A 12286-nucleotide genomic window follows, 5' to 3' on the forward strand; every position below is an offset into this window, starting at 1 on the left:
CTACTTTCAGAAAGAAAAATCTTTAAAAACATCGGGCATTTCGCCCTTCATTTGTTCGGCTTCCTGGGCGGCGTAAGTCGCAGCATCCCAGAGCTCAAAGTAACTGCCCATTCCCAACAAAACCGAATCCCTGGTGATACCTGCCGCCTTGCGCAATTCAGGCGAAACCAGGACGCGACCTGTCGCATCCATTTCCATATCCATGGCATTACCCAAAAAAATCCGCTTCCACCACTGGGCCTGCATGGGAAGGGAAGCGATGCGCTCACGGAATTTCTCCCATTCGCTGAACGGAAAAATCATGAGGCAGCCGTGCGGGTGTTTAGTGATGGTGAATTGACCAGAACGGCTCGCGCCCAGCATGTCACGATGGCGCACAGGAATGGAGAGCCGCCCTTTTGCATCGAGCGCTAGAGATGACGCACCTTGAAACACGTTTAAAGCCTTCTACCCAACACTTTTCACCACTAATCTCCACATTTTCCCACTGTATCAGGGAACTGATTATCGGGCCTGAATCTGAAACAAACTCTTTCAATGGAACCAATAACTTAGAAAAAAAATGTGAAGGAGGTCAGATACCTTAAAACATGCTCTTGATTAACTACTTTGCGCGTATATCGGAAGTTAAGCCTTAAAAATAATGCGTATTTTCAAAACCCATATTCAAATGCACAGTCGTAATTTTTCTGGAGATAAAATTTTTGCGTCCTCTACTGAAAAAAATCAGCACAGGTTTGTTAACCTGTGTATGTTAATTTATGCAATTAATCCATGATGGATAAGCGCAAGCAGCTATTAAAAGTGTAGCGCTTCAGATATCCCGACTCAAAAAGTCAGCTTTTGGACTGCCATCGTGGCGGGCGAACAGTACAGATGATTTTCAGGCGAAAAGAGCTTGCCGCTGAGGCCTGAATTTTTATGCGAAATCAAGACTAGATGTTATTTTTGAAACAAAGCAGAAAAAACTTTAATTGATTGCATCGCCTAAGGTCATTTACGAGTGAGAAGCTGGAGCGTTCACTTCCCACTTCTCTATCAACCCAAACACCCTTTTTCGCCATTGACAGCATGGGTTTCGCAAAGCAGCACATCAGTCGTTGCGAACCACCACTCTGGCATATTCAGTGATTCCAATGACATTAAAGAAAGCTGCAATCAGGCGATTGACGTCTGAAAACTCGATGGAGCGTTTTTCAGCCTGTCGGGCAGACACCCAATTGAGCAGCATGCCTGCGGCCGAAAAATCGACACGGATGAGCTTGGCGCAAGATATCTGCATGATGTCAGCCCCCGTGAGGCTGGCCTCCAGCCTGTCCAGCACAGCGACTGCATGACCCTGTATCTCGCCAGAGAGTTCCACCGACAAGAAACGGCTCGCAGGCATGCTCGACAGCCAGTCCTGAATGGAGTCGCCCTCCATCGGGAAGTTGAAAGTGGAATTCACGGGCTCGCTGGACGGCTCGCCAATAATGGTTGAGCGGCCTATGGCATCTACTTCATCGAGCGATTTGTATTCGCACACTGCGCTGTCCCATGCGGGCGGCGACACCTCATAAGTCACGCAAAAATCAAGCGCGGCCAGTTCAAAGTCATCAGGACGATGAATGACTCGCAACAGTTCCATCCGCAATAACCACCACTTCTGATCGGTGGCACGTTCCCCTGACGGCGTTGTGTCAAGCAGCACTTTTTGCAGTTTTGCATCGCCCATGAAGCGCAACTGCACCGGGTGGTTTGCCCAGTGGCTGAACACCTTATACAAAGGCTCCAGCGCTGAAGTCTCTATGGTCTTGAGGTTACGCCAGTCCAGGCGCCACGGCATGGAGGCACGGGAAATAGCCGCATTGAGTGCGCCGACCGTCTGCATTCCCACAACAGAAGGGCAAATCCAGTCGGCAGCAGCCCCCTGCGCCACCTTTTCAACAGGTTTTGTAATCGCCTTCACCATGTCTGGCAAGGAGAACCACTGCGGCGCGGAGCGGCCAAAGCGCACGGCGAATTCAATAGCGGATGTTTCGAACTTGTCTTGCTCGCCGATTACGCGGTACAGGTCAAACAGGGTCAGCCAGGTCTCTACATGTTCTGCGCGAAGCGCGCCTAGCGCAAGAATTTCGAGCAAACCGGCTTCTGCAGCGGCGTCGTCGCCGTTGGCAAACAAAATGGCGGCTTCCTCAAGCTCAGCATCGTGCTCAATCACACGCGGCCCGGGAAGGGTCACGGGCTCCGAAGACAGCAAAGGACTCAATGCCAGGGCGCCACTGTCCCAAGCCTCCATGCTGCCGCGCAGTTCAGGCTTGCCGGGCTTGCTAGGCGCTTGGGGCAAGCCGGCCAGCAGATCTTTCAGCATCGGCTCTTCCGCTGGCGCCATTGTGGGTGCGAGAGTGTCAAGTCCTGCCGGCATCGTGGGCTGATAAGCGACAGGCATCAAACTGTCCAGCGATGCGTCCTGGGCTTTCGGCGGCTCGGTCCTGGAGGACTTGTCAGAGGGAGTCTGGTTATTGCCTTTCCACCACTGCATCGACATCTGGGCTTCAATGTCATCAATTTTCTTGAGCGTTACAGCCCGCGCATCAGTCGGCGAAGTCATGCTGCTCTGGAAGAAAGAAGGCCTGTCGGAAGCCTCATTGGGCATATTGGCCTGCGCTGCTTCGAGCTTGCGCAAATTGCGCAACATGTCAAATTCGCGCTTACGCACGAAATCGTTGCGCCGTTTACGCTCAATCATCTCTTTGAGCAACTCCTTGTTGACCGAATCGTTTTTTTCCCCTCCAACGGAATCAAGCTCAGTCCAGTTTGTCGCCGGATTGCGTACGAACTTGACGAGCTTGGACAACAAGCCTGGAGCGGTATCGTCTTTGGACATGATGGCCAGCCAGTAAAAGCGTTACGACGCAGTTGAAAAATCAATCCCCAAACATTTTTTGCTTGAGTTCACGACGCTGCTGCGCTTCAAGAGACAAATTGGCCGTAGGTCGGGCAATCAGCCGGCCCACACCAATTGACTCGCCGGTTTCGTCGCAATAGCCGTAGTCACCTGAATCAATGCGGGCAATTGACTGCTCGATTTTCTTGAGCAGCTTGCGCTCCCGGTCGCGGGTTCGCAATTCAAGCGCATGCTCTTCTTCAATGGTGGCGCGGTCTGCCGGATCGGGCACGATGGCGGCGTCTTCACGCAGGTGTTCCGTGGTTTGTCCCGCGCTGGCATGGATTTCCTGCTTGAGCACCGAGAGCTTGTGGCGAAAAAATGCCAGCTGCGCATCATTCATGTACTCGGAATCCGGCATTGCCTTGATTTCCGCGTCGCTCAGCTGGTTGGCAGGTTTGGTTTTCCAGTTGTTCGCAAGCTGCGGGTCTTTGGGGGCAGCGGCCTGGACGGGCGGCGCGATGACGCGTTCGGTCATCGTGGAATAACTGGCTTTGGCGGCGTCAGGCGCATAGGTGGGAAGCATGGGGGCAGATACAGGGGTCTGGATGGCCGTGCGGGCCGAGCTTCTGCGGCCGGGCTTGAGCGGCGCGGAATCCATGCGCACAGCGGCGCCTGCCGATGCTTGAGCCGGGGAAGCCTTGACAACCTTGACGGCTTTGGCCGCCGGGGCAGCTACTTTCCTGACAGGTTCAGCCACCGTTTTGGCGGCCGTTGTGGATACTGGTTTTACCGCAGCCTGGGCAGACGTTTTGGTTTTTTTCTCTGGGGCGTTCACTCAATATCTCCTCTAGGAACCGGCTTTGGGAGAGATCCCTGACCGTTTCTTTGCCGGACTGCTTTGGGCAATCCGGCCCTACTACCTGGTGCCAGATGAACTGGTGTGTGTCTGAGCCGATCCCGCTCAAATGCCACTTTAACGCGACTTCAGCCCGTTTGATGAACAGACTTTCTTTTTGGCAGGCCTCCCGATTCGGATTTCCGGGTATTTTGATCGGCGCGCGATTGTAACGGTTAACCGGACGCGCCCACTGCAGCGCCCAGCCGTGCCCTAAAAAGAAATAAAGCGCGCCAGTTTCAAGCTGGCTTTTTGTTCTGACTCATCGTTGCCTGCGCAGGCTTGGCCGACCTCAAACCAGGCATTGCTCCAGCCCCTGCAGGAAAATATCCTTGGGCAAGTCGATACCGATAAAGACCATCTTGCTGGTTTTCACTTCGCCCTGCGCCCAGGCCGGGCCCAAATCGCTGCCCATCAGCTGATGCACGCCCTGGAAAATCACCTTGCGGTCGGTGCCTTCCATGTTCAGCACGCCTTTGTAGCGCAGCATGCGCGGGCCGTAGATGTTGACCACTGCGCCCAGAAAATCTTCCAGCTTGGCCGGGCTGAAAGGTTTGTCGGAGCGAAAAACGAAGCTTTTTACATCGTCGTCATGGTGATGGTGGTGCCCGCTTTCAGCCGCATGCGAAGGATGGTCGCACTGCTCGCCGTGCACATGGTCGTGGTGGTCATGGTCATGGTCGTGCGGCGCATCGGCCTTGAGGAAATCAGGGTCGATGTCGAGCTTGGCGTTGAGGTTGAAGCCGCGCAAATCAAACACATCGGCAATCGCCACCTCGCCGAAATGAACGGCTTTTTGCGGGGCACGCGGATTCATTTGCGTTAACCGGCTCATCAGCGCCTTGACTTCGTCCTCGGCCACCAGGTCGGTCTTGCTGATGAAAATCTGGTCGGCAAAACCAATCTGGCGACGCGCTTCCTGGCGGTCGTCGAGCTGGGTTTGGGCGTGCTTGGCATCGACCAGCGTCAGGATGGAGTCGAGCAGGTATTGCTCGGCGATTTCCTCGTCCATGAAAAAGGTTTGCGCCACCGGGCCGGGGTCGGCCAGGCCGGTGGTCTCGATCACAACGCGGTCAAAGTCCAGCTGACCCTTGCGCTTTTTGGCTGCCAGCAATTGCAGCGTTTCGCGCAGGTCTTCGCGGATCGAGCAGCAGATGCAGCCGTTGTTCATCTGGATGATGTTTTCCTGCGTGTCGTTGACCAGGATTTCGTTGTCGATGTTTTCTTCACCGAACTCGTTCTCAATCACGGCGATCTTCTGGCCGTGGGCTTCGGTCAGGATGCGCTTCAATAACGTGGTTTTGCCCGAGCCCAGAAAGCCGGTAAGGATGGTGACGGGAATCAAGCTCATGGTGGTTACCTCAAAAACTGAAGACTGAAATACGGTGCGGTGCAGGCAGCGTCCGATGCATTCACCAAGCTGGGGCCTTTAAGCACTCCTTCAAGACCCAAGGGTTCATACGCTCTGTGGCCTTGGCGTGGCAAGCTAAACAACAGCGCCAAAAATTACTATAATTTTAATAGCTGCCAGCGCACGTCTGCTATGCGCAAGAGGCTGATTTGATAAAAAAACGGCTAGTTGACAGTCCGTTTGATCAGTACCAAGCCTTTAAGGTACTCGCCTTCGGGGAAAGCCACCGTCATCGGGTGATCAGGCGCGCCGCCCATGCGTTCGGAAATAAACGCGTCCACGCCGGCGTCGGTTCCAGCCGAGGCGACGATCTTGTGGAACAAATCGGCGCTGATGCCGCCCGAGCACGAATAGGTGAACAGCACGCCGCCCGGCGCCAGCAAAGACAACGCCAGCCGGTTGATGTCTTTGTAGGCTCTGGCGGCCCGCTCGGCATGGTTCACGGTGGGCGCAAACTTTGGCGGGTCGAGCACGATGGCGTCGAACGTACGGCCGTCTTTCACATACTGGCGCAGCGACGCATTCACGTCGGCATCCAGCATGGTGGTGCGGCTGGCGTCGAAACCATTCAACGCGACATTGGCTTTAGCGCGCTCGATGGCCGGGCCGGACGAGTCGATCGACGTGACATGCGCCGCGCCGCCGGCCAGCGCGGCCACCGTGAAGCCGCCGGTGTAGCAGTAGCAGTTCAGCACGTCCTTGAACTGCAGCCGGCGCGCATAGGCGGCAAACTTCTGGCGGCTGTCGCGCTGGTCGAGGTAAAAGCCGGTCTTGTGGCCTTCTGCCACGTCCAGGCTGAGTTTCCAGTCGTGTTCGGTGATGACGATGCCGGTGTCGCCCGAACCGGCGAGCCAGCCGGTGGCCTCGGGCAGGCCTTCGAGTGTGCGCACGCTGGCATCCGAGCGTTCATACAGGCGCGTCAAACCGGTCTGCGCCAGCAGCGCGTCAACGATGACGCTTTTCCATCTTTCGGTGCCGCAGCTGGAAAACTGCGCGACCAGCGTGTCGGCGTAGCGGTCGACGACCAGGCCCGGCAGGCCGTCAGATTCGCCGTGAATCAGGCGCACGCCGTCACTTTTTATATCAAACAAGCTTCTTGCGCATATGGACTGGGCGATACGCGCTATGAAAAACGAAGCATCTATGGGCTGCGCTTCGTTGAAACTCCAGACGCGGACGCGGATTTTGGAGCTTGGGCTGAACGCGCCCCAGCCCAGGAACTGGCCGGCATGGCTTTCGATGCGCACGGTTTCGCCGGAATCAGCGCCGCCGCTGTCGATGGCACCCTCAAAAACCCAGGGATGGCGGCGCAGCAGGGAGCGTTCCCTGCCGTCTTTCAGGCGAATAATGTTCATGGCGCTATTGTCGCGGCTGCGCGTCACGGGCTGCGGGTCACGGGCTGCGGGCGAGAAAAACCGGCCCTTGCCAACACCGCCGGCAAGCCCTGCGGGCAATGCGCCCTACTCCGGCTTTTCAGGCTTTGAAATGACCAGCGGCGGCTTGGCTTTCGCGCCCGCGCCGTCCGAAATCGCTCTCGGATGCGTGGCATCGTAAATCTTGGCCAGATGCTGAAAATCGAGCCGGGTGTAGACCTGCGTGGTGGTGATGTTGGCGTGTCCCAGCAACTCCTGCACCGCGCGCAGGTCGCCGCTGGACTGCAGCACATGGCTGGCAAACGAATGGCGCAGCATGTGCGGATGCACCGGCGTGGCGAGTCCGGCTTGTTGCGAGCGCTGCTTGAGCCGCACGCGAATGTGCTGCGGCGTGAGCCGGGTGCCGCGCTGGTTGATAAACAGCGCTTCGCCGCTGGGTGCGCCCGGCCGCGCCCACAGGCTGCGCACCGCCAGCCACTGCTGCAGCGCCTTGAGCGCCGCACCGCCCACGGGCACGCTGCGCCGTTTCTCGCCCTTGCCGAGCACGTGGGCGTCGCCCCCGTCCATGTCGATCCAGCCGCGCGCCTTGCCGCTGGCCTGCACATCCAGCCCGACCAGTTCGCCGATGCGCAGCCCGCAGCTGTACAGCAGTTCGGTGATGCACTGGTCACGCGCTTCCAGAAAAGGGCCTTTGTCGCTGGCGTCGGCGGTAAAGCTGGCCAGCTGCACCGCTTCATCAACGCTCAGCGCCTTGGGCAGCGGCTTGGCGGCCTTGGGCGAACGCACGTCCTGCACCGGGTTGCCCGGCACCAAGCCTTCGCGGCCCAGCCAGGTGTAAAAGCCGCGCCAGCCCGACAGAATCAGCGCAATGCCGCGTCCGCTGCGCCCGCCGCTGTGCATTTGCGCCACCCAGCGCCGCAAGTGCGTGTGCTTGACCTGCGTCAGCGCCACACCGGCCTTGCGCGCATTGGTCTGCAGCTTTTGCAGGTCGGCGGTGTACAGCTCGACCGTGCGCTGGGCCAGCCGCTTTTCAACCCGCACGTAGTCCAGGTAGCGCGCCACCAGCGGGTCGGGCGCTTGGAGTTCTTGCGGTGCAGCGTCTGCGGGGGGCGGCAAAGCCTTCATCGCTTCGGTTCAGCTTGCGGCCAAAGCCACAGGCGCATGGAGGCGCGACAGTGCCGCGCCGGCCAGCGCACCCAGGCGCTCCAGAAAGTCAGTGCCCATGCCGCTGTGAAAACGCTGGCCATCGGGCGACGCCAGCACCAGCAGGCCCGAAACCGGCGCATCGGTGCAGGTTCGCAGCGCAATCAGGGCCAGCGACTGCACCTGAGCAGGCTCGGGCAACCAGCGGGCAGCTTCAAAGGCGGCGTTGGGCCCGCAATAAGGCGTCGTCAAAGACGCCGCAAAAGCCTGCACATCGCCGCTGACTTCACTGGCGAACGACGCATCGACATACGCATCACCGACACCCCACACCTTGATGGCGGCTTGCGGAATCTGGAATTCGCTGACCAGGCCCTGCACGATGGCGTCAGGCAGCGCGCTCGCCTGCGCTGTCTGCAGCAGGCTACGCGTCCAGGACTGCAGCTTGCCGGCAATCACCAGGTTGTCCTGGCTGTGGTGAATCATCTGGGCCACCCGGCTCTCCAGCTCCTTGATTCTTTCGCGCAGCATGGCGGCCTGACGTTCCTGCAGGCTGATGACGCGGTCGCCATGCCCGCTGGAGAGTTGCACAGAAGCCAGCAGCTGGGCGTGGCGCTCGAAAAATTCCGGTGTGGTCACCAGAAAGTCGGCAATATCGTCTTCAGTCATGGGGGCTTGGGCAGGGTTCATGTCGAAATTGTCTCCATTTTTTTAACGCTGTTAACCGCTGCGCACGCACGCCGGCAAACCCCAAGGGAATCAAGGCGTGTCGGGAATTTCAATCTCGGCTTCAAACACGGTGGTGGCCGGGCCGGTCATCAAGACGGGCGCATCCAGCGCGCCGGCCCATTCAATCGACAGCCGGCCGCCGCGCGTCTGCACCTCGACGCGCGAATCAAGCAGCCCCAGCCGGATGCCCGCCACCACCGCCGCACAAGCGCCGGTGCCGCAGGCCAGCGTTTCGCCCGCACCGCGCTCGTAGACTCGCAGGCGAATCTGGCTGCGCGACAGCACCTGCATGAAACCGGCGTTGACGCGCTTGGGGAAAGCCGCATGGTGCTCGATCAGCGGGCCGGTTTCAGCGACCTGCGCGGTGTCTACATCGTCCACCAGCTGCACCGCGTGCGGATTCCCCATCGATACCACTGCTACTAAAACAGGAGCTGCTTGCACCCGTCCATCAAGCGCCAGCGGCCATTTTTTCCATAAACCAGCGGTGTGGGGCGTCAAACCGGCCGGGTTGAAGGGAATACGCTCCAGCGCAAACACCGGCGCGCCCATGTTGACCGTCACGCGCCCATCCGGCTGCATACGCGGCTCAATGATGCCGCCCAGCGTCTTGACCCTCACGGCGTCCTTGGCGGTCAGCCCCTGCTCGCGCACAAACCGCACGAAGCAGCGCGCGCCGTTGCCGCACTGCTCGACCTCGCCGCCGTCAGCGTTGTGGATCACATATTCAAAATCGATCCCCTCGCCCGGCGAAGGCCGCACCGTCAGAATCTGGTCGGCACCCACGCCAAAGTGGCGGTCGGCCAGAAAGCGGTAGTGCGCGGTTGTCAGCCCCAAAGAGCCTTGGGTTTCGTCGAGCACCACGAAATCGTTGCCCGCACCCTGCATTTTTGTAAATCGGATTCGCATGGCCGGATTATCTGTTGTGGCTGTGCCTTAGGGCGCAACCGGCACGCAGGTTCGCGGCAATGCAACAGCGGGTTGACAACCTCGCCGTGCAAGTGCTGACCGGCCAGTTTCAGGGGCCGGTCGAAGGCCGTTTTGCCGCTTTAAGCGGGTACGACCCGGCACGTTCCCGCATCGTCTCGGCGGCCTTCGCCAGCACGCAGCCTCGTGCGGCCATTTCGCTGCAAAATCAGGCCATGGTCAGACCCACCCAACTCCTCTATCCGCAGCGCGACCCCGCGCCCCTGCGTCCCGCCGCCACCGTGCTGCTGCTGCGCGACACGCCGCAAGGCATCGAAGTGCTGATGACGCGGCGCTCCATGCGCGCCAGTTTTGCGCCCGGCGCCTACGTCTTTCCGGGCGGCGGCATTGACGCCGCTGACACCGCCGCCCATGCGCAGTCCACGCGCCGGGCGAGCCAAAGCGATTTGCAGCTGACGCAGGCCATCGCCGCCATCCGCGAGAGTTTTGAAGAACTGGGCGTGCTGCTGGCGCGCCATGCCGACGGCCGCCATGTCAGCACGGAAGACATCGCCGCGCTGGACCGCCAAGCGCCGTTTGCCGCGCAATGCCAGGCGCGCGGCTTGATGCTGGCCGGTGCCGACGTGTTCACGCTGGCCCACTGGGTCACCGACCGCGATTTGCCGCGCCGCTTTGATGTGCCCTTTTTGGTCGCCCGCATGCCCGAAGGCCAGACGCCGGTGGCCGATGAAGCCGAGCAGTTCGAGCCCAGCTGGGTGCGCCCGCTGGACGCGCTGGCGCGGCACGAAGCCGGCACGTTTTTCATGATTTTTCCGACCCTGCGCACGCTGGAGCGGCTGGCAAAGTACGCCAGTGTCGAAGCCGTGCTGAGCGCCTGCGCGCAGGAAAAGCCGCTGTGGATTTCCTGCCCGCGCGCCGGCCTGCTGGGCGGTCAGGATGCGCGCTACATGGAGCACGATTCGCCCTATGGCGAACTGGCGCTGACTTCGCCCGACGGCCAGATCGTGCACTCGCTCGACTGGCAATCCGAGCACCCCGTGGCGCTGCTGAAAAACGTCATGCGCCTGACCGCGCCGAACCCCGGCATCATGACCGGGCCGGGCACCAACAGCTACATCGTCGGCACCGCCGACGCCGGCTACATCGTGATTGACCCGGGCCCGGACGATGCAGCGCACATCGGGCGCCTGTTCGCGGCGACCGGCGGGCGCATTGAGGCCATCGTCTGCACGCATTCGCACCCCGACCATTCGCCCGGCGCCAAGCCGCTGCAGGCGCTGTGCGCCCAGCGCCCGCCGGTGCTGGGTTTGCCGTCTGCCGCCACCGCGCGCGCCGACTCGCATTTCATGCCCGACCGGACGCTATTAAATAATGAGCTGCTAACGCTTGCCAGCATTGCGCACAAGCACACTTTGAAGGTTATTTTCACGCCCGGCCACGCCGCCAACCATGCGTGCTTCGTGCTGGTTGAAGACGGCCTGCTGTTTTCGGGTGATCACATCCTGAACGGCAGCACCACCATCATCAGCCCGCCCGACGGCGAGATGACGGCGTACCTCGATTCGCTGGATCTGCTCACCCGCGCCTGCAACGAGCATCAGATCGACTTCATCCTGCCTGCCCACGGCCATGTGCTGGGTGAAGCCCCGCAGGCGATTGCCCAGCTCAGGGCGCACCGCCTCAAACGCGAAGCCAAGGTGGCGGCGGCCATGCAGGCCCGGCCCGACGGCACGCTGCAGGACTGGGTGGCGCTGGCTTATGACGACACCGACCCGCGCCTTTGGCCCATCGCCCTGCGTTCGCTGCAGGCGCATGTCGACCGGATCGACGCCTTGCAGCGCGCCGCCTGAGTCCCTCATGCGCCTGCGGGCGCAACAAATACTTACAGGCAGCGCCTTATACTTTTAACCGGTCATTTGGCAGCCTGGCGGTTCAGGCTCATGAAACGACTCTCTTTTCACCCTTACAGGATGCCTCCATGTCAACCATCACGACGCGACACTTTCTTCAATCGACTGGCATCGTGCTGGCCGGTCTTATGCTGGCAGCCTGCGGCAAGCAGGAGCCGCCCGCGCCCAGCGCCGCTGCCAGCGCGCCTGCTGCAGCGCCCGCACCCGCCGCCAAGGTCTACGTGGTGGGCACGGATGCCGCCTACGCACCGTTTGAATCGCAAAACGAAAAAGGCGAGATCGTCGGTTTTGACATTGACGTGGTGAAGGCCGTTGCGAAAAACGCCGGCATTGAAGTGAAGTTCCTGAACACCCCTTGGGAAGGCATTTTCAATTCAGTCGCACAAGGCGACCGCGACTTGCTGGTGTCCGCCATCACGATCACGCCCGAGCGCAAACAGACGCTGGACTTTTCCGAGCCTTACTTTGATGCGCAGCAGCTGATTGCCGTCAGAAAGGACTCAAAAATCACCAAGTTTGACGACCTGAAGAACCTCAAGGTCGGCGTGCAAAACGGCACCACCGGCGACGAAGTCATCACCAAACTGCAAGGCAAGAGCACGCCCAACGTCAAACGCTTTGAATCGACGCCGCTGGCGCTGAAGGAAATGGAAAGCGGCGGCGTCGATGCCGTGGTGGCCGACAACGGCGTGGTGGTCCACTATGTCAACAACAACCCCGACTCGAAGTTCAAGACCCTTACCGACAGCAGTTTTGCCTCTGAGCACTACGGCATCGCGGTCAAGAAAGGCAATGCCGAGCTGCTGGAGAAAATCAACAAAGGCGTGGCCGGCATCAAGGCTGACGGCACCTACAACCAGATTTACACCCAGTATTTCGGTTCAGCGCCCGCCGCTGCGCCAGCACCTGCCGCCGCCGCATCCAAGTAAACCGGCATTCACCTGAACGGCCCAAAAACCCCTCTGCCCGCGCCGGGTGGAGGTCGCCAGAGGCAGTGCCTGCGAAGCGGCCAGTGAGCCGATTTTGGGT

At 59.9% G+C, this 12286-nt stretch carries 10 protein-coding genes; 2 read left to right on the top strand and 8 right to left on the bottom strand.

Features of this window, described 5'->3' with window-relative positions; all coding sequences use genetic code 11:
* Window positions 1-6: 6 nt before the first annotated feature.
* The 8 genes from mraZ to dapF form a co-directional block, all read right to left on the bottom strand.
* On the bottom strand, window positions 7-435 hold the full coding sequence (gene mraZ, locus RCH06_RS06395) for a division/cell wall cluster transcriptional repressor MraZ (RefSeq protein ID WP_327080604.1): 429 nt from the start codon (window positions 433-435) through the stop codon (window positions 7-9).
* Window positions 436-1093: 658 nt separating this feature from the next.
* The gene (locus RCH06_RS06400; RefSeq protein ID WP_327080605.1) at window positions 1094-2866 is read right to left on the bottom strand and encodes an STAS domain-containing protein; all 1773 of its coding nucleotides are present in this window, start codon (window positions 2864-2866) and stop codon (window positions 1094-1096) included.
* 40 nt (window positions 2867-2906) lie between these two features.
* Window positions 2907-3704 carry an RNA polymerase-binding protein DksA gene (dksA, locus tag RCH06_RS06405; protein WP_327080606.1) on the bottom strand — a complete coding sequence of 266 codons (798 nt, stop codon included), beginning with the start codon at window positions 3702-3704 and terminating at the stop codon, window positions 2907-2909.
* A 352-nt stretch (window positions 3705-4056) separates the two neighbouring features.
* Window positions 4057-5115, bottom strand: coding sequence for a CobW family GTP-binding protein (locus RCH06_RS06410; protein ID WP_327080607.1), 1059 nt, complete (start codon window positions 5113-5115; stop codon window positions 4057-4059).
* 224 nt (window positions 5116-5339) lie between these two features.
* A complete protein-coding gene (locus RCH06_RS06415; RefSeq protein WP_327080608.1) occupies window positions 5340-6530 on the bottom strand; it encodes a class I SAM-dependent rRNA methyltransferase in 1191 nt (396 codons plus the stop codon).
* A 105-nt stretch (window positions 6531-6635) separates the two neighbouring features.
* A complete protein-coding gene (locus RCH06_RS06420) occupies window positions 6636-7673 on the bottom strand; it encodes a tyrosine recombinase XerC (RefSeq protein WP_327080609.1) in 1038 nt (345 codons plus the stop codon).
* A 9-nt stretch (window positions 7674-7682) separates the two neighbouring features.
* On the bottom strand, window positions 7683-8381 hold the full coding sequence (locus RCH06_RS06425; protein WP_327080610.1) for a DUF484 family protein: 699 nt from the start codon (window positions 8379-8381) through the stop codon (window positions 7683-7685).
* A gap of 69 nt (window positions 8382-8450) precedes the next feature.
* Window positions 8451-9329: a diaminopimelate epimerase gene (gene dapF, locus RCH06_RS06430; protein ID WP_327080611.1), complete on the bottom strand. Its 879-nt coding sequence runs from the start codon at window positions 9327-9329 to the stop codon at window positions 8451-8453.
* A 233-nt stretch (window positions 9330-9562) separates the two neighbouring features.
* Here dapF and RCH06_RS06435 point away from each other — a divergent pair, with 233 nt between their 5' ends.
* The gene (locus RCH06_RS06435; protein ID WP_327080744.1) at window positions 9563-11197 is read left to right on the top strand and encodes an MBL fold metallo-hydrolase; all 1635 of its coding nucleotides are present in this window, start codon (window positions 9563-9565) and stop codon (window positions 11195-11197) included.
* Window positions 11198-11325: 128 nt separating this feature from the next.
* Entirely contained in the window at window positions 11326-12186 is an 861-nt protein-coding gene (locus tag RCH06_RS06440; RefSeq protein WP_327080612.1) for a basic amino acid ABC transporter substrate-binding protein, read from the top strand.
* Window positions 12187-12286 lie beyond the last annotated feature (100 nt).

It is taken from the genome of Polaromonas sp. CG_9.5, assembly GCF_035984465.1.
GTDB lineage: Bacteria > Pseudomonadota > Gammaproteobacteria > Burkholderiales > Burkholderiaceae_C > Polaromonas.

Coding starts and splice junctions, on each gene's coding strand:
- RCH06_RS06400 (WP_327080605.1), bottom strand. CDS start 2,866: ATGTCCAAAGACGATACCGCTCCAGGCTTGTTGTCCAAGCTCGTCAAG.
- RCH06_RS06410 (WP_327080607.1), bottom strand. CDS start 5,115: ATGAGCTTGATTCCCGTCACCATCCTTACCGGCTTTCTGGGCTCGGGC.
- RCH06_RS06415 (WP_327080608.1), bottom strand. CDS start 6,530: ATGAACATTATTCGCCTGAAAGACGGCAGGGAACGCTCCCTGCTGCGC.
- RCH06_RS06420 (WP_327080609.1), bottom strand. CDS start 7,673: ATGAAGGCTTTGCCGCCCCCCGCAGACGCTGCACCGCAAGAACTCCAA.
- RCH06_RS06425 (WP_327080610.1), bottom strand. CDS start 8,381: ATGAACCCTGCCCAAGCCCCCATGACTGAAGACGATATTGCCGACTTT.
- dapF (WP_327080611.1), bottom strand. CDS start 9,329: ATGCGAATCCGATTTACAAAAATGCAGGGTGCGGGCAACGATTTCGTG.
- RCH06_RS06435 (WP_327080744.1), top strand. CDS start 9,563: ATGGTCAGACCCACCCAACTCCTCTATCCGCAGCGCGACCCCGCGCCC.
- RCH06_RS06440 (WP_327080612.1), top strand. CDS start 11,326: ATGTCAACCATCACGACGCGACACTTTCTTCAATCGACTGGCATCGTG.